17 protein-coding genes and 1 pseudogene are annotated in these 20,632 nt (G+C 45.3%); all 18 read right to left on the reverse strand.

Annotated features, from left to right (window positions below; all coding sequences use genetic code 11):
* Positions 1–14: 14 nt before the first annotated feature.
* On the reverse strand, positions 15–809 hold the full coding sequence (ymdB, locus tag KY305_RS05055) for a 2',3'-cyclic-nucleotide 2'-phosphodiesterase (RefSeq protein WP_223061650.1): 795 nt from the start codon (positions 807–809) through the stop codon (positions 15–17).
* 67 nt (positions 810–876) lie between these two features.
* Complete coding sequence (gene rny / locus KY305_RS05060) at positions 877–2,436, reverse strand: ribonuclease Y (RefSeq protein WP_061520590.1); 1,560 nt, start codon at positions 2,434–2,436, stop codon at positions 877–879.
* Positions 2,437–2,729: 293 nt separating this feature from the next.
* Complete coding sequence (locus KY305_RS05065; RefSeq protein ID WP_223061651.1) at positions 2,730–3,911, reverse strand: serine hydrolase domain-containing protein; 1,182 nt, start codon at positions 3,909–3,911, stop codon at positions 2,730–2,732.
* Positions 3,912–4,087: 176 nt separating this feature from the next.
* Entirely contained in the window at positions 4,088–5,131 is a 1,044-nt protein-coding gene (recA, locus tag KY305_RS05070; protein WP_223061652.1) for a recombinase RecA, read from the reverse strand.
* A gap of 171 nt (positions 5,132–5,302) precedes the next feature.
* Complete coding sequence (locus tag KY305_RS05075; RefSeq protein ID WP_223061653.1) at positions 5,303–6,553, reverse strand: competence/damage-inducible protein A; 1,251 nt, start codon at positions 6,551–6,553, stop codon at positions 5,303–5,305.
* 18 nt (positions 6,554–6,571) lie between these two features.
* Positions 6,572–7,153: a CDP-diacylglycerol--glycerol-3-phosphate 3-phosphatidyltransferase gene (pgsA, locus tag KY305_RS05080; protein ID WP_223061654.1), complete on the reverse strand. Its 582-nt coding sequence runs from the start codon at positions 7,151–7,153 to the stop codon at positions 6,572–6,574.
* A 45-nt stretch (positions 7,154–7,198) separates the two neighbouring features.
* Positions 7,199–8,111: pseudogene (locus tag KY305_RS05085) on the reverse strand (helix-turn-helix domain-containing protein).
* An 18-nt stretch (positions 8,112–8,129) separates the two neighbouring features.
* On the reverse strand, positions 8,130–8,921 hold the full coding sequence (locus tag KY305_RS05090) for a DUF3388 domain-containing protein (protein ID WP_061520583.1): 792 nt from the start codon (positions 8,919–8,921) through the stop codon (positions 8,130–8,132).
* A 127-nt stretch (positions 8,922–9,048) separates the two neighbouring features.
* Positions 9,049–9,306: a DUF3243 domain-containing protein gene (locus KY305_RS05095; RefSeq protein ID WP_223061656.1), complete on the reverse strand. Its 258-nt coding sequence runs from the start codon at positions 9,304–9,306 to the stop codon at positions 9,049–9,051.
* 77 nt (positions 9,307–9,383) lie between these two features.
* Positions 9,384–10,112 (reverse strand): elongation factor P 5-aminopentanone reductase, encoded by a 729-nt coding sequence (gene ymfI / locus KY305_RS05100; RefSeq protein WP_223061874.1) that lies wholly within the window; start codon positions 10,110–10,112, stop codon positions 9,384–9,386.
* A gap of 58 nt (positions 10,113–10,170) precedes the next feature.
* Positions 10,171–11,457 carry an EF-P 5-aminopentanol modification-associated protein YfmH gene (gene yfmH, locus KY305_RS05105; protein ID WP_223061657.1) on the reverse strand — a complete coding sequence of 429 codons (1,287 nt, stop codon included), beginning with the start codon at positions 11,455–11,457 and terminating at the stop codon, positions 10,171–10,173.
* Entirely contained in the window at positions 11,454–12,734 is a 1,281-nt protein-coding gene (gene yfmF / locus KY305_RS05110; RefSeq protein WP_223061658.1) for an EF-P 5-aminopentanol modification-associated protein YfmF, read from the reverse strand. The genes yfmH and yfmF overlap by 4 nt, the downstream gene beginning before the upstream one ends.
* A 319-nt stretch (positions 12,735–13,053) precedes the next feature.
* A complete protein-coding gene (gene bcbE / locus KY305_RS05115; RefSeq protein ID WP_316252435.1) occupies positions 13,054–14,346 on the reverse strand; it encodes a bacillibactin exporter BcbE in 1,293 nt (430 codons plus the stop codon).
* A gap of 46 nt (positions 14,347–14,392) precedes the next feature.
* Positions 14,393–15,118 (reverse strand): GntR family transcriptional regulator, encoded by a 726-nt coding sequence (locus KY305_RS05120; RefSeq protein WP_223061659.1) that lies wholly within the window; start codon positions 15,116–15,118, stop codon positions 14,393–14,395.
* Between the two features lie 144 nt (positions 15,119–15,262).
* A complete protein-coding gene (locus tag KY305_RS05125; protein WP_223061660.1) occupies positions 15,263–17,623 on the reverse strand; it encodes an FtsK/SpoIIIE family DNA translocase in 2,361 nt (786 codons plus the stop codon).
* A 93-nt stretch (positions 17,624–17,716) separates the two neighbouring features.
* A complete protein-coding gene (locus tag KY305_RS05130) occupies positions 17,717–17,965 on the reverse strand; it encodes a YlzJ-like family protein (protein WP_061528759.1) in 249 nt (82 codons plus the stop codon).
* The gene (locus tag KY305_RS05135) at positions 17,962–18,699 is read right to left on the reverse strand and encodes a ClpP family protease (protein WP_214799218.1); all 738 of its coding nucleotides are present in this window, start codon (positions 18,697–18,699) and stop codon (positions 17,962–17,964) included. Before KY305_RS05135 ends, KY305_RS05130 begins: the two co-directional genes overlap by 4 nt.
* A 116-nt stretch (positions 18,700–18,815) precedes the next feature.
* Entirely contained in the window at positions 18,816–20,483 is a 1,668-nt protein-coding gene (gene rnjB / locus KY305_RS05140; RefSeq protein ID WP_223061661.1) for a ribonuclease J2, read from the reverse strand.
* Positions 20,484–20,632 lie beyond the last annotated feature (149 nt).

Below are 20,632 nucleotides of genomic sequence, written 5' to 3' on the forward strand. Positions count from 1 at the left end.
AAACATGTGAACACCTATTCAAAGAACATATGGTCATCATTTATTAAAATTCGTTCGATTTTAACGGCTTTTTTCGTTTGCTCATCAATATCAATGAGCACTCCGCTCAGCGTTGTTTTTCCTTCCGCGACCGTAAACCGGACCGGAAGATTCGTTTTGAACCGCTTAATAATCGTTTCTCTGTCCATTCCAAGAATGCCGTCATACGGCCCTGTCATGCCCACATCAGTAATGTATGCAGTTCCCTTCGGCAAAATGCGGTTATCTGCCGTTTGCACGTGTGTATGCGTCCCTACAACCGCAGACGCTCTCCCGTCTGTGTACCATCCGATTGCAAGTTTTTCGCTTGTTGCCTCGGCATGAAAATCAATAAAAATGTACGGCGTGCGTTTTTTCGCTTCAGCAATTAACTCATCAGCCTTCAGAAACGGATCATCAAGCGGCGGAAGAAAAGTGCGGCCCTGTAAATTGATGACGGCAAGCTCTTTTCCTTGAGCTTTCACATACGTAATGCCTTTTCCCGGTGTTCCTTCCGGGAAGTTTGCAGGGCGGACGAGGTGCGGTACGTCATCAATAAAGTCAAAGATCTCTTTTTTATCCCACGTATGGTTCCCCATCGTAATGGCGTCCGCCCCCGCCTCCATCAGGCTATGGTAAATCTTTTCCGTCAGGCCTTTGCCGTGTGCGGCATTTTCTCCGTTAATGATCGTAAAATGCGGCTTGTGTTTTGCTTTTAGTTTCGGGACATATTCTTTTACCATGTCGCGGCCCGGGGAGCCGACAACATCGCCAATAAATAAAATTCTCATGCTTTGTATTCCTCTCTTTTTCAGCTTTTGCCAATCAAAAAAATAAAGTGATGCGCTAAGCATCACTTTATTTTGCATACTCTACAGCCCGAGTTTCTCTTATCACAGTCACTTTAATGTGGCCCGGATAATCAAGCTCGTCCTCAATTCGTTTACGGATGTCACGCGCCAAACGATGGGCTTCTAAATCATTAATGGAATCCGGCTTCACCATAATACGAACTTCACGGCCTGCCTGAATCGCAAATGATTTTTCGACACCCTCGTAAGACTCGGAGATTTCTTCAAGCTTTTCAAGTCTGCGGATATAGTTCTCGAGCGTTTCACTTCTCGCTCCCGGTCTTGCGGCAGACAGTGCATCAGCTGCAGCGACCAGAACGGCGATAATGGAAGTCGGCTCTTCGTCTCCGTGGTGTGACGCAATACTGTTAATGACGACTGGATGCTCTTTATATTTGGTCGCAAGCTCCACTCCGATTTCCACGTGGCTTCCTTCCACCTCATGGTCAATTGCTTTTCCGATGTCATGCAGAAGACCGGCCCGCTTGGCAAGCTTCGCATCTTCTCCAAGCTCGGAAGCCATTAAACCGGCTAAAAACGCAACTTCCATTGAATGCTTCAGTACATTCTGCCCGTAGCTTGTACGGAATTTCAACCGGCCGAGAATCTTAATCAAATCCGGGTGGAGTCCGTGAACGCCGACTTCAAACGTCGTTTGTTCACCCATTTCCCGAATGTAGTCATCAACCTCGCGGCGGGATTTTTCAACCATTTCTTCAATGCGCGCCGGGTGAATACGTCCATCTTGAACGAGTTTATCAAGAGCAATTCTTGCCGTCTCCCGTCTGATCGGATCAAATCCGGAAAGAATGACGGCTTCAGGTGTGTCATCAATAATCAGGTCAATACCTGTAAGCGTTTCAAGCGTACGGATGTTACGCCCTTCACGGCCGATGATACGTCCCTTCATCTCATCATTCGGAAGATTGACGACCGATACCGTCGTTTCGGCAACATGATCTGCTGCACAGCGCTGCAAGGCAAGTGACAGAATGTTTTTCGCCTTTTTATCTGCCTCTTCTTTTGCACGGTTTTCGGTTTCTTTTGTCATGATGGCGATGTCATGTGAAAGCTCGTTTTCAACCCGGTCAAGAATGATTTGTTTCGCTTCATCCCTTGTCAGGCTCGAAATGCGTTCGAGTTCTGACTGCTGCATACGAATCATCTCATCCACTTTGCTTTCCATCTCTTCAATATGTTGTTGTCGTTCATTCAGAGAATGATCTTTCTTCTCCAACATCGCTTCCCGTTTATCAATTCCTTCATGTTTACGGTCAAGATTTTCTTCTTTTTGAAGTAAACGGTTTTCTTGTTTTTGAAGCTCATTTCGTCTTTCACGAACTTCCTGTTCAGCATCTATTCGAAGTGTATGGATTTCGTCCTTTGCTTCAAGCAGAGCTTCTTTTTTCAGTGCTTCAGCATCACGCTTTGCATCTTCAAGGATTTGCTCGGCAGCACCGCGTGCGCCCGCAATCTTTGCTTCGGCAATGGTTTTACGAACATAGTAGCCAACAACTAAACCGAGCAGAGTCAGCAAAATGGAGATGAGAACCATCATTGGGGTCATACTTTCACCTCCTCTTGCTATGAACTTGGTTGTTGCTAAAAATAAGTGTCGGCGTGTACATTGTCTGATTTCCTCAACATACAGGACCTTCACAGGGAATGAATCACTCATGCCCTTGTCAAGTTTAATGGTTTAACAATCATGTTAAAAAAACAAATGTTACAACTTCATTGTAATTGTGTCGGAAATACTTGTCAAGCTTGCCAGCTTAACGTTTAGCCCTCAGCTCTGAACCTGCAGCCTGCTTACATCATACCATACCTTCATCTTCTTTTTGTAAATGACGGCTTCGTTTATGATTCTTGGTTAAGCAATTGGTATATTTTGTTGTTTACCTGTCCTAATTTGGCGTTATTTTGGATATTTGACAGTAATATGACATATTTGCTCGCCGAATGGCTGAAGCTGTTTAAAATGTTATAACCGGGCATGACGCCGTGGTTGGAATAGCTGCCGGGGTCAATGTAAAAGCCCATTCCGTAGGTTGAATTGCTCCCTGGTGTGAACATTTTTGAAAAACTCTGTTTTGAGTACAGCTTACCGTTTATAAGTGCCTTATCAAATTTATAAAGATCTTCAGCGCTCATATACATGTCGCCCGCCCCGTAAAGCTGTGATAAGTCGAGAATATGAGGCGTTACAAGCTGACCGCCCTCATCTACTTTGTATCCGACGGCAGGATACTTCTCCTTAGCAAACGTTTTATAAAATCCGGCATGCTTCATTCCGGCCGGTTTGAACACATGATCTTTTATGTATTGCTCGTATGACTCTCCGCTGACCTGGGCTACAATATAGGCGAGTACCGAATAATTGGAATCCCTATAATCCCATATTCCCGGCTGCCGTTTTATCCCGCGGTATTCTATATCCTTTATTAAATCAATTGGAGAAATCGCCCCCTGCCCTTCAATGTGCCCGTTTATGCCGGACGTATGGTTGAGCAGGTTCTTCAGTTTGATGTTCGCCCCGTTAGGAAAATTCGGCAAATATGTACTGACGGGATCACTCGTTTGCAACAGCCCTTTTTCTTCAAGCTGCAAAATAGCAGTCGCAATTAATGCTTTTTGTGATGAACCGATATAATACGCTGTTTCCGGATTGTTTTCGATCTTTTGCTTACGGTCCGCATAACCGAAGCCTTTTTTCAACACAACGTTTCCATCTTTTACGATCATGGCTGTGCCGCTGAATCCGATCTGGTGTAAATAATTGCTGATCTTTTTATCGTTGTCGATGGATTTGGGTTTTTTCTCTTTTTGCTTCTTTTCTTTTTTCTGTTGATTCTGGTCTTTTGAAGAATCAGATTGAGCAGCGGGAGCGCTTTTGGCAGATTCTTCATCCCGATGATGGGCTGTAATGCTCCAGATCGTTATAAAAACAGTGACAAGCAGCAGAAAAAGAAACAGCCCTCCCGTTTTTATCAGCTTTTTCTTTCTTTTTTTATTTATTCTGGTGCGGCGGGGGCTTGTCATCTTTTTTCCTCCTCAGATATAATTTCAACTTTCGCTTTCGCCATGATTTTAGACGAATGAAGTGTGAAAAAAGTTGTAACATTCCAGATAAAAATTTCCGAAATAGCCAGTGTTTTTTGAAACACACAAAAAAAAGAGCGGAAATCGCTCATTCCGCTCTTTTTTTATATCGTTTTTTATTCTTCAAACTCAATCTCTTCCTGAACTTCTTCCGCTTTGTCCGTAACGCCGTTATTGTCCAAACCGTAATGTTCACGGATCTGTTCTTGAATCATCAGCATGATGTCTTTATTTTCTTTTAAGAACTGCTTGGCATTTTCACGTCCCTGCCCGAGGCGTTCTTCTTCATAAGAGTACCATGAGCCGCTTTTTTGCACGATATCAAGTTCAGTTCCAAGATCGATGATTTCTCCTTCTTTGGAGATTCCTTCACCATACATAATGTCGACCTCAGCCGTACGGAACGGAGGAGCGACTTTGTTTTTCACGACTTTAATTCTCGTTTTATTCCCCATTACGTCGTTGCCCTGCTTCAATTGCTCAGCCCGGCGCACTTCCAGACGCACAGAAGAGTAGAATTTCAGCGCACGTCCGCCCGGAGTCGTTTCCGGATTTCCGAACATAACGCCGACTTTTTCACGAATTTGGTTAATAAAGATTGCGATTGTTTTAGATTTATTGATGGCACCGGAAAGCTTACGGAGCGCTTGAGACATCAAACGGGCCTGCAAACCGACGTGGGAATCCCCCATATCTCCTTCGATTTCAGCTTTCGGAACAAGCGCCGCAACAGAGTCGACAACTACGATATCGACGGCTCCGCTTCGTACCAGCGCTTCGGCAATCTCAAGCGCCTGCTCTCCCGTATCAGGCTGAGAAAGCAGCAGCTCCTCAATATTTACACCGAGCTTTTGCGCGTAAACAGGGTCAAGGGCATGCTCAGCATCAATAAATGCGGCTTGTCCGCCTTTCTCCTGAACTTCAGCAATCGCATGAAGCGCTACAGTCGTTTTACCTGAGCTTTCAGGTCCGTATACTTCAATAATTCGTCCGCGCGGGTATCCGCCTATTCCGAGAGCGGTATCAAGTGCAAGGGAACCGCTCGGAACCGTTGAAATTCTTGTATCCGTCTTTTCCCCGAGTTTCATGATGGAACCTTTGCCGAATTGTTTTTCTATTTGCTTAAGAGCCATGTCTAAGGCTGCCTGACGATCACTCATTTATTTTTTTCCTCCTTTATCTTGCCACTACATATACTATACCTTGTTTGCTGGCATTTGCCAAGAAAAAAGCGAACGCATATTCGGATTTTTTCCGCGTTCGCTTTTTGATAAAACAGTATAATTTCACCTATAAAACTTGATTATGAAGGAGAAACTGCACTGAAAATATTATTTTTGCTCCAGCAGCTTTAAAATCAAATGGCAGCCGTATTTGACGGCGCGCTTTCTGATACCCGTTCTAGAGCCGGCGAAGTTAAATTCGTGCACCTCTTCTTTACCGGCCGCCGATATGCCGATAAAGACGTGTCCCGGAGAATGCCCCTCTTGCGGTTCCGGTCCGGCTGCTCCCGTAAAGCTGATGCCGATATCGCTTCCGGTCAGCTTTCTCACGCCGGCAGCAAGCTCTTTTGCACATTCCTTGCTGATCGCACCGCTGCCGCTCAGCGTCTCGTCTTTTACGCCAAGCACGTTTTGTTTCACGCTGTTAGAATAGCAAACCACGCCCCCTGCAAATATGTGAGAAGCGCCGCTTATATCAGTCAGCCACTCTGAAAACAGGCCGCCGGTAAAGCTTTCAGCAGCGGAAAGTTTGATTCCGTTTTCCCTGCATGCTTTTGAAAGCTCCTTCACCAGAGATGTATCATCATATCCGTAGAAAAATTCACCGACACGTTCTAAAATGACGGCTTCCGTTTCTTTCAAAAGCCGCTCTGTTTCTTTTTCGTCGGCATGTTTCGCCGTCAAACGGAGCGTGACCTCCCCGTCAGCGGCCAAAGGCGCAATCGTCGGGTTTGTCTGGGCGTCAATGATATCTTCTAAATCAGCCTCAAGCTGAGATTCGCCTATTCCGAAAAACCGCAAAACCGTTGATACAATTTTTTCATTTGAACCGAGCTTTTTAAGAAGCAGCGGCTTGGCTTCGTTTTCAAACATCGGGCGCAGCTCGCTCGGCGGTCCCGGCAGCAGCATATAAAGCCGCGAGTCATGCTCTGCGAGCATTCCCGGCGCCATGCCGAAATGATTCGCCAAAACCTCTGAACCTTCAATGACGAGCGCCTGTTTACGGTTATTGGGCGACATTGTCCGTTTCGTTTTCACGAAGTATTCCTCAATGGAGCGGAACGCCTCATCATTCAGTACGAGCGGCCGGCCCAATGTGTTTGCGATAGTTTCCTTTGTTAAATCATCTTTTGTCGGTCCGAGCCCGCCTGAAAAAATAATCAGGTCCGAACGCTCCTCGGCAATGCGGATCACCTGCTTAAGCCGCTCCGGATTGTCGCCGACGGCAGTGTGATAAAATACGTTTACGCCGATTTCGGCCAGTTCTTTGCTGATAAACTGCGCGTTTGTATTGGCGATCTGGCCGAGCAAAAGCTCTGAACCGACCGCAATAATTTCCGCTTTTTTGGCTATTTCCATCTTACAGTCCTTCTTTCGTTAGTTAGATGTTTTTAACGCTTCCCAGTTCTTCGCAAAATAATCCCAGCCTGAGACGACTGTAAAGAGCACGGCCACCCATAAAGCGATATCGCCGAATGGGAAGGAAACGAGCTCAAATGGAAGATTATGAAGTAAAAGGGCAGCAACAGCAATGATTTGAGCCCATGTTTTAATTTTCCCCAGCATATTGGCGGCAACGACTTCCCCCGTCCCTGCTAACACAAGCCTTAAGCCCGTCACGGCAAATTCGCGGCTGATAATGACAATAACCATCCACGCAGGTGCAAGGTCAAATTGCACAAGCGTAATTAATGCTGCCGAAACAAGCAGCTTGTCAGCCAGCGGATCTAAAAATTTCCCGAAATTTGTCACGAGGTTCAGTTTTCTGGCGTAGTATCCATCCACCCAGTCAGTCGTTGATGCGATAATGAACAAAATAGCTCCTGCAAGATGTGCAACCGGAATCGACTCTTCCCCGATATGAAGGCTGCCCCATTGAAAAGGAACAAGCATGATAATCATAAATACAGGAATTAAAGCGATTCTTGCCAGTGTGATTTTATTCGGTAAGTTAAACATAAAGCCCCTCCAATGTATGTACTCGGACGTGAAGAAAAAGTCATCTTATTGTGCAGATGACTTTTCCTCCTTTTTATTTTGTAATCTTGATTGTTTGCGCCATCACGTCATGTGGATTGAGTTCATATGAAAGAACCTCTCCGTTGATTTTAATTTTCAGGTTAGGGGCATAGCCCGTGCGTATTTCAACTTGCTTTTGATCGGTTATATCTTTTTTATAGGTTTCCCCTTTTTGCAGTGTTCCTTCTTTTAAGGAGCTGCCGTTATCATCACGAACACGGATCCATGCGCTGTCTGACGCAGTCAGCTCAAGCTCAAACTTATCCGCGCCGGAGACTTTATACGAAGTGGCTGAACCTTCCGTGCCGGCCGCTTTAATCACAGTCTTATTGCTGCTTTTTTCTTTATCTTTTTTATCAGATGCTTTTGTGTCCTTTTTGCTGTCTGTTTGAGATTCTCCGTTTTTATTGCCATCGTTTTTCAGCGCAGAATCTTTAGGAATCTCATATTTGCTCTCACTCTGCGTGGCAGCCTTATCGGCGTCGCTTTGTCCGGACTTGCTCATTCCGAACTGAATAATCGCATATACGATCGCGATGACGATAATGACACCAATGACGACAAGAATAGTCGGAAGCCATTCAACCGCTTTTGAAGCGGGCTTCGGCAGCTCCCTTTGCATGCCGAGACCGGAAATTTTTTCTGATACATCGTCATGATACGTGTTAGGGATGTCTTTTTTATATTCTTCAAATAATTGATCTGGATCAAGCCCTACAGCCTCAGCGTATTGCTTGATAAACGCCCGCACATAAAAATTGCCGGGGATGACGTCATAAGCGCCTTTTTCCAAAGCGGTTAAGTATCTTTTCTGAATTTTCGTCGCCGCTTGGAGGTCATCCAATGACATGCCTTTTTCCTCTCTGGCTTCTTTGAGCCGGATTGCTAATTCTGTCACAACAAACACCTTCCAATATTAAAAATCAAAGCTTGAAAAACCGGTCTGGTCAAACATTTGCGGCTCTTCTGCATGTTCATATGTAATCACTTCGTCAGGATCATTTCTGAGCTCGATAATATAATCGAAGTCATCCAGCGTGTACTCCGTATTTTGGATAAAAATATCGGGGTGCTCCACAACCTTTGTCGCAGGCAGCCTCATAATTTCACTGACGAGCTGAAGATGGCGCTCCGATCCCCGCCTTGTTGAGACGATACCGTCCAGGATAAATACGTTTTCCGTGCTGTATTCATCGGCAATGAGCTGGCTTCTGATCGTTTGCTTTAAAAGCGTTGATGATACAAAAAGCCATCTTTTGCTGGCGCATACGCTTGAAGCGACGATGGATTCCGTTTTTCCGACGCGCGGCATTCCACGGATTCCGATCAGTTTGTGTCCTTCTTTTTTAAACAGCTCAGCCATAAAATCGACCAAAAGGCCCAGCTCGTCCCTCTCAAAGCGGAAGGTTTTTTTATCGTCGGCATCCCGCTGGATGTATCTTCCGTGACGGACTGCGAGGCGGTCGCGAAGCCTCGGTTCTCTCAGCTTCGTTACTTTAATGGTTTCCATTGTTTTTAAAATTGATTCTAATCGTTTAATTTGATCTATATGGCGGCATCTGAGCAGCATTCCCCTTCTGGAAAGGTCGACGCCGTTAATGGTGACAATATTAATCGAAAGCATCCCGAGAAGAGATGAAATATCCCCGAGCAGGCCGGGGCGGTTCACTTGAATTTCATATTCAAAATACCATTCGAGCTTTGCCAAATGATATACCCCCTCCATTGTGGCAAATTTTTACCTTCCTTTATCATAAAGCATTTTTCTCTAATTAGAAAGAAGAATGTTGCTCTCCAGAGGAAAACATAAAAAAAGAGAGGAGAAATCTCCCCTCTTAATGAGTGCTGTTATTTTCAACAAGCTTAACCATCATATTTGCAATGGCACGCTGTTCATCTTTAGAAGCTACACTCCAAAGATCCGCAAGCACTTTTTCCTGATGGTTTTTAGAATCGACTTCGTTCGCGAGGTAACCGCCGATTTCTGTAGCGAGATCAGTGACGGTTTCATCACTCATTCCTTTTTCCTGCGCATAGTTCAATCTGTCTCCAAGGAAATTCTTCCAATTATCCCAGTTTTCTAATACTGACATTTGGGCTTCCTCCATTTCATCTGTCGTTACAAAATTATTTTGTCCGTGCAGATACAAACTATACACATATTTTTTATTCAGCAGTGCCAGCCTCCATTAACGGATAAAATATGCCCCGTAATATAGGAAGCCTTGTCCGACAATAAAAATGCCGCAGCTTCGGCGATTTCTTTCGGCTCCGCAAGCCTGCCTGCCGGAATCTCCTCTGCCAATGCTTCTTTTTCGTCTGCGGTGAATTGATCAAGCATTTTCGTATCCACCGCTCCGGGCGCGACCGCGTTCACTCTGATGCCGCTCGGGGCGAGTTCTTTGGCAAGGGCTTTGACGAACGAATGCTGTGCTCCTTTTACCATGCTGTATAAAACCTCGCATGATGCCCCAGTTTCTCCCCATACAGAGCCGATCGCGACAATGCCGCCGCTTTTTTTCCGAATCATGCCGGGCACAAGGTTTCTCGCCAATATAAACGGGCTTGTCACATGCAGCTGCACCATCTGCCGCGCCGTTTCATCCGTCACGTCTGTAATCAGACCGAAATGGCTTTTTCCGCTGTTCAGAATAAGGGCATCAACAGGCTTTTGAATCAAACGGGTGAGTGTCTCCGCTCCGTCCGGCGAAGACAGGTCACCCTGTATAATATCGGCGCGCACGTCAAACGCCGCGGTCAGTCTTTCTGCAAGCGCGGCTGCAGACTTTTTATGAGAATAATAATGCAAAAGCACATCATACCCGTTTTTGGCGAGCGTTTCACTTATACTTTGCCCGATGCCGCCGCTTGCGCCGGTCACGAGTGCTGTCGGATTCATCACTCAAATCCCTTCTTTCCCCAGAAAAACATCCCTCAAAACGTTGAGGGATGTTTCCTTATGATTTTGGCACCACTTTGCAGACTGTCAGCCTGTCTTCGGCGATTTCTTCTTTTATGACACGCTGCACGTCTTCCAGCGTAATTTGTTCCAGCACGGTCACTACGTCAAATAAACTCATGTCTAAAAACGCGTAGCGGGTGAACTGATTCGCGATATATTCAGGTGAATTCAGCGCTTTTAAAAATGACCCGATTTTCTTTTTTCTCGCCAAATCAAGTTTTTCCGCGGTAACCGCAGATCCCGCTTGAAGAAGCATCTGTTTTAATTCATCTGCCAGCTTATCCGGTTCCGGTGTGTCTCCTCCGACTGAGGCAAAGCCGAATCCGTATTCAGCCGTATAATCGAAACTGAATGTTTCATCAATGTACCCTTTGTCATATAAGTCCCCGTAATGCGAAGAGCTTTTACCGAAAAGGCTCTCAAGCATCAGGTTCATGGCAAGCTCGTGTTTCAAAAGCTCCTGTCCTGTTTTATATGGGTCTTTTGCTTTTAAGCCGACGAGACATTTTGAGCCTTGGACGTTCATCTTCAATTCCTGTTCCTGACGGAAAACAGCTTCTTGTTCCTGAACTTCCTTCCGCTTGATTTCAGGCTGGTCTGTAAACGGTTTTTTCTCCTGATTTTCCCGGACCTGCTTTATGACGGCTTCCGGATCGACAGGGCCTACGATAAAGAGCAGCATATTGCTCGGATGGTAAAAGGTTTCGTAGCACTCATACAGAAGGTCTTTCGTGATATGAGATATGCTTTCCACCGTGCCTGCGATATCAATTTTGACCGGGTGGTCTTTATACATATTTTCGATGAGGCCGAAAAACAGCCGCCAATCGGGATTATCGTCATACATGTTAATTTCTTGGCCGATAATGCCTTTTTCTTTTTCTACCGATTTTTCCGTGAAATAAGGATCCTGCACAAAATCAACGAGTGTTTCTAAATTCCGCTCTACATTTGAAGTGCTCGAAAACAGGTAAGCGGTTCTTGTAAAAGACGTAAAGGCATTTGCCGAAGCTCCTTGCTTACTGAAATCCTGAAACACGTCGCCGTCCGCTTTTTCAAACAGCTTATGCTCCAGAAAATGTGCGATGCCGTCCGGGACATGAACCATGTTTTCCTTTTTCAAAGGGACGAACTGATTGTCAATGGAACCGTATTTTGTCGTAAAAACGGCGTATGTTTTGTTAAAGCCCTGTTTCGGCAGCACATAGACGTTAAGGCCGTTTGCCATTTTTTCATGATACAGCGTTTCCTGAAGCTGTTCGAATTCTATCGGTTTAGTCAAGATGCTCCCCCCGTCCCTTTTAAGAAATAAGTCGTATCCAATTTAATGTTCTTTCCGGCATTGATAATGTCCTCTTTCGTCACCCGCTCGATATTGCCAAGGAACGTCTCGACCGGTATTTCCACTTGGGCTGCGGCCTGCTGATACAGAAATTCTGCTAAACCGTATGCGGTATCAATCGTTTCCAGCACTTGGTTTTTAATAACGGCCTTTGTTTGGGTGATATCATCTTCAGAGAAATCCCCGTTTTGCATCGCCTGAAATTGTTCTTCAATAATTGTGACAGCCTGCTTGTAATTTTTCACTTCAATGCCCGACATGACCATCAAAAGCCCTTTAAAACTTTCAACACGCGATGCGGCATAATAAGCGAGACTCGCTTTTTCACGGACATTCATAAACAGCTTCGAATGTGAAAAACCGCCGAAAAGCCCATTAAACACTTGCAATGCGGGATAGTCCCGGTCTGTGTAGGTGGTATTGGTCCGGAATCCGATGTTCAGCTTGCCTTGTTTGACATCCTCTTCATCAATGACTTCCTTAGGCTCAGGCTGTTCATTTGTCTGGTTTCTTTCAAATGGCTGCTGCGCCCGCTCTTCTGTTTTAAAATACGTATCGACAGCCGTTTTTACCTGCTCTGTATCGACGTCGCCAATCACATACAGATCAAGCTGATCTGCATTGACGGCTTTTTGATATGCTTCATACAGATTCTTCGGCGTAATGTGTTCGACGTCCTCAAGTTCACCGTTTACGTGAAGGGCGTAAGGCTCGTCTTTGCACATTTCCTGAACGAGACGCAAGTTGGAATATCTCATTTTATCGTCATATACGGCTTGAATGCGCTGTTTCAGCGTCCGTTTTTCCTGCGTGACATACAGCGGCTGAAATGCGCCGTCTTCCAGAGCAGGTGAAAACACCAGCTCTGATAAAAGCTGCAGCCCTTTTTCAAGCAATGGCGTCCGATCCTTTAAATATTTTTCGTTCGGGATTTCCAGCCTGAATGTGATAATATGCCGCTCCCCTTTTTTTGCCAGGTCTGCGGAAACGGATGTGCCGTAAAGCTCATCAAAATAAGCGCGCAAATCAGCGGTTTTCGGCCGGCTTTCTGTACCGCGGAGAAGCACATGCGGAAACAGCGCCCTTTTCGTTACGAGCTCTTTTGTTAAAGGAGCCAGCATTTTAAATGTCAGTGAAACGGTTTTAAACTTTTCTGTCTTAACAATATGGGCGGTGATTCCGCCGTGCTTTGACTTCATTTCATTTACGTAAGTCATGTGAAACCTCCTTCGTTCATTCTTTAATAGTATGTATTATGACCAAAATTCAGCATTCGCAAAAAAGAGTGCGTGAATGTAATTATATCAACTGGAGGATTTATAAGGAAACAAAAAACTTCTGCCGGAAAACAGACAGAGGCTGCAGCTTTATGTTTCGGCTTCGAAAGGGCACTTCCGGATATATTGACCATTACCGGCAGCACTACAATTGCGCACCCGGTTAACCCGCGGCTGCAAGAGGGACAAACGCCCGAGGGCGGTATCGTTCAAAATAACGATCACGAATCGTGTCGAAAATAAAAAAAGACAGTGCAGATTACACCGTCTTTAAAGATTCCTTTTTTTCTTTTTGTTCTGAGGAGACATTAAACACCGCTAAAAGTACCGAGAGGATGCCGCAAAAAGCGGACAAAATAAAGATCAGCCAGCTTGCATTTGACATCAATGCGGCAAATATCGGCGGTCCCGCCGCCACTCCGATAAACCGCATGCTGTTATAAAATGAGGTAATGGTGCCGGATTCCTCGTTCTCCACGCCTTCTGTGATGACGGCGTCTAAAGCCGGCAAAGCCATTCCGATGCCAATTCCGCTGACACACAGAAAAATAAATAAAAAATAAAAACTGTGATTCCACCATAAGCCGATAAACGACAGTGTCACAGCGCTCATTCCCGCAACAACGCAAAACTTCATCCTGCCTTGCTTTTTGCCGATTTTTCTTCCTGCAATATACGAACTGACCGAAAGAAATAAAAGCGGGATTGCCAATAGACCGCCTTTAGCCACGCCGTCAATCCCGTATTTTTTCTCAAGCGTTTCTGATAAATAAAAAAGAACGCCGAAAAGTAAAAACATGATCACACAGCCGATGATAAACACTGTGATAAGCCAGCGTCCGTCCCGCTTAAAAATGCCGCCCACTTTTTTCACAAATTCAGAAATAGAGGGTGCTTCGTTTTGCTTTTTGGGCTTTTCCACTAAAAATAAGACGAGAAAAAAGCTGATGAGTGAAAAAAACGGGATAAACCAAAACGGCATAAACCAATACCAAGATGCCAGTAACGATCCGAGAATCGGACTTAAAACTTTCCCGGCAGTGTTGGAGGTTTCAATATCGCCGAGCCCTGCCGTAACTTGCTCATCATCCCCCTTAAACAAATCCCCGATAAACGGCATGACAACCGGCGCAGCCCCTGCTGACCCAATGCCTTGCAGCACCCGCCCGGCCAAAATAATCGGATAGGGATTCTTAAAGGCGGTCGAGGCAAATGCAGCAAGCGCTCCGCCCGCCCCCGCTATCAGCAGACAGGGCAAAAGGATCTTTTTTCTTCCGAATTTATCCGACAAATATCCCGCAATCGGAATACAAATAATCGCCACTATCGAGTAGACCGTTATAATTAACGACACCTGAAAGGACGAGATGGACAGCTGCTTTTCAATCATCGGAAGCACGGGAATCAGCATTGAATTCCCAAGTGTCATGACGAGCGGTACAGAAGATAAAGCAATAATATTTTTCGTTCCATTTTTGTTACTCAACATATTCACCCATTCACTGTACTTGGTTGTTTCTCTTTCATTGTGCCTTGCTTTGAACCAAAGTATGTACAAACGGGACAAATAAAAAAACAGACACGTGTAAGCGTCTGTCTTAAAAACGTTTTCTTAATACATGGAAGCTGAATTTGTCAGCACGAAAATAATTTAAAGAATACAGCACAGGCTGATCATGCTGATTGAAGTGCGTTTGTTTTAACAATAAAAGCGCGGTCTCCGGTTCGCATTCCAAAACAGGCGAAATCTTATCATGATATCCGATCGGTTCAATATCAGCGACAGCATAGCTGATCACAGACCCGGAATTTTTTTCAATCAAGTCGAAAATGGACTCTTGCTCATGGCAGAAAGAACTTGGCAGAATATCCATCGGAATCGTATCTAAACAATAAACGACAGGCGTTCCGCTGGCCGTTCTGACGCGTTCCAAATAAAAAAGCTCCTGGTCACGCTGCAGCTGGAATCTTGACATATCTTCATCAGACGGCGCAATGACTTGGGACGACAAAAAAATCGTTCCCGGCACCATATTCGCTTGTTTGATCATTTTGGTCACGCTGTTGAGCTGTTCAATACCTGAAAGAAACAGCGGTTTTGTATGGACAAAAGTGCCCACACCGTGCCTTCTGATAATCACATGCTCCTCTTCAAGGATACGTAAAGCTTCACGCAGAGTTGCCCGGCTGACACCCATTGATTTTGAAAGCTCAAATTCAGAAGGAAGCTTTTCTTTTTCGGTGTAAATTCCGTTTTTAATATCCTCTTTGATTCGCTCAATCACTTTTAAATACAAGTGACGATTGTCAGCTTTTGTAGACATGTTTCCCCTCCGTAAACCACTTTCGATAAATTATTGAACAATTGGGACAACTATATCATGTTTTGTCAAAAAAATAAATAGGGATGCGCTGGTTGACATAAGTTTGTTATGAGTAACAAGCATACATGGGAAAGCTCTCTTCATTTAAGAAGAGAGCTCATCATATTGTTCCTTCGATAATAATACTTCCCTCGGTTTGCTTCCTTCATACGGTCCGACGACTCCGCGTTCTTCCATCGCGTCAATTAATCGTGCCGCCCTCGTGTATCCGATTCTGAACCGTCTTTGAAGCATGGAGACAGATGCCGTCTGCATGCCGATTATTAAATCGACAGCTTCATCATACAGGTCGTCTGTTACTTCACTGTGTGTTTCAGGCGTTTCATCCGGAATCATTTCTTCTTGATACTGCGCCTTTTGCTGAGTAATGACATGCTCAACGACATGCTCAACCTCTTCATCAGATAGGAATGCACCCTGCACCCGCACCGGTTTATTGGCGCCGACAGGCAGAAACAGCATATCTCCGCGGCCTAAAAGCTTCTCCGCGCCGCCCATGTCCAAAATCGTCCGGGAATCTGTTTGGGAAGAGACGCTGAAAGCGATTCTTGACGGGATATTCGCTTTAATGACCCCTGTAATGACATCCACCGAAGGCCGCTGTGTCGCGATAATCAAATGGATTCCGGCGGCTCTTGCCATCTGTGAGAGCCGCGTAATAGAATCTTCCACATCCGACGAAGCAACCATCATCAGATCGGCAAGCTCGTCAACAATGACGACGATGTAAGGCAGTTCAGGCTGCTTGACTTCTTCTTCTTCGGCATTCGACCGCTTGATATAATCGTTGTAGCCTTCTATATTTCTCGTTCCCGTGTGAGAAAACAGCTCATAGCGCCGCTCCATCTCATTGACGACTTTTTTCAAAGCCTGTGACGCTTTCTTCGGGTCTGTTACGACCGGAGCGAGCAGATGCGGAATGCCGTTATACACATTCAGTTCGACCATTTTCGGGTCAATCATCATCATTTTTACTTCATGAGGCTTTGCCCTCATAAGAATGCTCGTAATGATACCGTTGACACAAACGCTTTTTCCGCTTCCCGTTGCTCCGGCTACGAGTAAGTGGGGCATTTTGTTTAATTCCGCAAGCACCGCTTCGCCGGAAATATTCCGGCCTAAGCCGATTAACAGCTTCGCATCCGGCCTGTCGTTCAGCTTGGATTCCAGCACTTCTTTTAATGAAACCATCGCCACTTCAGCATTCGGCACCTCGATGCCGATGGCCGATTTGCCCGGGATCGGCGCTTCTATCCGGATATCTTTTGCTGCAAGCGCAAGAGCAAGGTCATCGCTCAAATTGACGATTTTACTGACCTTGACGCCTACGTCAGGATATACTTCGTATTTTGTCACGGCGGGGCCGAGATGGACCTGTGTTACTTTTGCCTTCACACCGAAGCTTTGAAACGTCCGTTCCAGCTTCCTTGCATTCTCGTAAATGTTTTTCTTGTCAGTTTGCTGTCCTGAATGCTTAGGATCCGCCAATATGTCGAGTGAAGGCATTTGATAGTCTTTATTTTCAAGCTCTGTAAAGGTCATCGGCGGAGCCGCGGCCGTTTCGTCAGAGTCTTGAACGGTTATCTGCTCTTCTTTCGCCCCTTGGGCAGGCACATGTGCTTTTTCCAGAATCATCGGCTGTTCTGCCTGCTCCTCGCGGTCTGAAAAGCTTGAGATAATCGGCTCTGAATGGATGATAGGCGACATAATTTCTTCGTCCTCTTCTTCCGGTTCAGGCTCTTCTTTTTTCTTTTGCACCCGTTTTTGTTTTTTGCCCGATTTTGTTTTTGCTTTCGGAGAAGACATATTTGTTTTGAACGTTTTCATATCTTCAATAAATGCCAGCCATTGGCCTTTTATAAACCTGCCGATGGGGCTTGTCCACTTTATGAGCGTTTCTTGAAGAGAACGTCCCGTAACCAGTATCAATCCCATCAGAATCAGCACAAACGCCATAATTTGAGAACCTGTTGACGCAAATAAAAAATGGGACGCGGCAAACAGAACCGCACCGATCATGCCTCCGCCCAAATCTGGTGAAGCCGCCTGCTGATTCATATCAATCATAAACAGCTCCCACGTATTACTGATGACGCTCGCTGACTGAATGGATCCGTGATGAGACAGATTTTTAAAAAGCTGGACGTGAGACAAAAGCAAAAGACTGGCGATAATACAATACAATCCGGCTTTTCTTCTCGTTAAAAGACTAGGACTCTTCTTTTTCCAAAATAACGAAATTCCTAAAAGGAATAACGCCAGCAAACATAAAATAAACCACTCTCCCGCAAAAAAACGGAACAAATACACAAAGGTCTGTCCGACAACGCCGAGCTGCAAAACGGCTATAATCGAGATCGCAACACAGAGTAATCCGCATAGTTCGTATTTTATGTTGAGCTTGCTCTCTTGTTTCTTTTTTGATTTCCGTTTTTTCTTGGCCATACTCATCACCTTACTGCGTTAAAAAATGTAAAATCATACATCATGAAGAAAAGCAGCCTTCTTTCGGCTGCATTTTTCTGTAGGATTCCCCTATTATAGCATATTTTGCCCCTGAGAAGCGGACTGAATGCCGGTTAGATTCAACTTAAGTTTTTGCCCGGGGGCAATGTGGGGATTCAGAAAATCCATCGGGTTCGTACTTAAAATTTGCACGACTTCCGCTTCATTTCCCTTCATTTCAACGAGCAGCGGCACACCTGCGTAATCAACCTGTTCATGCACGCTTTGCTCCTGCTCACTTTGATAGACGACTTCTTGGGGCATGACGGTGTAAAGAATCATTGAATTATCCTTCCTTCCTCGCCCTTTCGTTCCTCAATAAGCTGGTTCAGCTTTTTAATCGCCTGGCCGACTCCGCCGACGTCATCAATTAAACCGTAATCAGCCGCGTCTTTTCCGACGACATTCGTACCGATGTCCCGAGTTAAATTTCCTTTTGAAAACATGAGTTCTTTGAATTTTTCTTCAGAAATATTGGAGTGATTCGTAACAAAGTTCACGACCCGCTCCTGCATTTTATCCAAGTATTCAAACGTTTGCGGGACGCCGATTACAAGCCCCGTAAGACGAACCGGGTGAATGGTCATGGTCGCGGTTTCGGCTATAAAGCTGTGATCACATGACACGGCAATCGGAACGCCTATGGAGTGACCGCCTCCAAGCACGATCGAAACAGTCGGTTTTGATAATGACGCCAGCATTTCGGCAATCGCAAGCCCCGCCTCCACGTCACCGCCGACAGTGTTTAATATGATCAGAAGGCCTTCAATTTTCGGATTTTGCTCGATGGCCACGATTTGCGGGATGACATGTTCATATTTGGTTGTTTTGTTTTGCGGCGGGAGCTGTACATGCCCCTCAATTTGCCCGATGATTGTCAGGCAATGAATATTGGTATCTTGAGGCATTTGCGGAAGAGATGTTTCTCCCAGCTGCTGAATTTTGCTCATGATACTGTCTTTCGCATCTGTTTTTTCGGGCTGCTGTTCTTCGTTGTTTTCCATACGATGATCCATTTTACTTTCACCCTTTCCGAATGTCTCTTTGTATTATGAACAAAGAATCGGGTTTCCATCCGGGGAGAACGAAAAACAAAGCCGGAGCTTTTTCGGCCGCTCCGGCTTTGTTTACATTATACTTCCATAATGATCGGGATGATCATCGGCTTGCGTTTTGTCTTTTCATAAAGGAATTGGTTTAACGCGTCGCGCATCGCCTGTTTCAATGTTGACCATTCTACGGCGGACGTTTCCGTCGCTTCCGTCACGATAGAGCGGACGAGCTCAGTTGCTTGTACAATCAGCCCTTCTGACTCTCTGACATAAACGAAACCGCGCGTAATAATTTCCGGACCTGATACAAGGTGTTTTTTCTGCTTATCGAGCGTAATCACGACAATCAGAATACCGTCTTGTGACAATAAGCGGCGGTCTCTTAATACGATATTGCCGATGTCACCGACACCGAGGCCGTCAATCAGGACGTTTCCGTAAGATACTTTATCACCGATTTTCACATTCTGTCCGCGGAATTCGACAACGTCGCCTTTTTCGATTAAGAAAATATCACTGCGTTTCATGCCGATTTCTTCAGCGATTTTTGAATGTGCTTTTTGCATTCTGAATTCGCCGTTGACCGGAATCAAATATTTCGGTTTTAGCAAATTAAGCATCAGCTTCAATTCTTCCTGAGAACCGTGGCCTGACACATGCACGCGTTTTTGGGCGAAAATAACTTGAGCGCCGGCGCGCACGAGAAGGTTGACGGTTTTAGAATAAATCAGTTCGTGTCCCGGAATCGGCGTTGACGCGATGACAACAGTGTCCCCTTCTTCGATGTTGAGCTGCTTGTGCGCTTGTTTCGCCATTCTCGTCAGAGCGGCTAACGGCTCGCCGTGGCTTCCTGCCGTGACAATCGCCACTTCGCGTTTCGGATATTTTTTCACATCTTGAACCGGAATGAACAATTCATCATCGGCTTCGATATAGCCGAGCTTGCGCGCAAGCTGAAGCACGTTTTGCAGGTTCTTTCCGGCTATGGCGAGTTTTCGGCCGTTTTGGGCAGCAGCCTGAATGACTTGCTGAATGCGATTGATATTTGACGCAAATACGGCAACGATGACCCGGTTTTCTGAATTGTACATCGCGTCAGAAATTTCTCCGCTTACATACGCTTCAGATGGAGTATACCCCGGCCGCTCAGCGTTGGCGCTGTCTGAAAGCAGGGCAAGCACGCCGCTGTTTCCAATTTTTGCGATCTCGCCGATATCACATGATTGGTGATAAGCGGGCGTCTGGTCAAATTTAAAGTCTCCCGTGCATACAATAGAGCCAAGTGATGTTTTGAAGCTGACTCCCACTGAATCCGGAATGCTGTGGATCGTTTTAAAGAACGATACTTTTGTTGATTCGAATGTAATGACAGATTTTGAGTGAACTTCCCGTAAATCAGCTTTTCGATTGTGTCCGTACTGCTTCAGTTTTTCTCTTAACAAAGCAAGTGTAAGTTTTGTTCCGTATACGGGAACTGACAGCTTGTTCAATAAATAAAAGACGCCTCCGATGTTTTCATCGTGTCCGTGTGTCAGAAAGATGGCCTTCACGCGGTCAGCCCGTTCAACTAAATAAGAAATGTCCGGAATGACGACATCAATTCCGAGCATCTCATTTTCCGGATGCATCAGCCCTGCATCAACTACAAATATGTCTGAGTCGATTTCGATGACATATAGGTTCTTCCCAATTTCTCCGACACCGCCAAGGGCGATAATTCTGACGTTTTCTGTATTTTTCTTTTTCAAAATCTATATCCTCCTAGTCTCATACCCGTCCATCATCACTTGTTTCTATTATAACTGATATCAATTTTAGAAAACAAGCTGAAGCAGAGGGTTTAGGGAAAACCAATATGTAGACAAAACGGTCAAACTCATGATAAAGATGAGAATGA

Source organism: Bacillus sp. YC2 (assembly GCF_019891195.1).
Lineage (GTDB): Bacteria > Bacillota > Bacilli > Bacillales > Bacillaceae > Bacillus.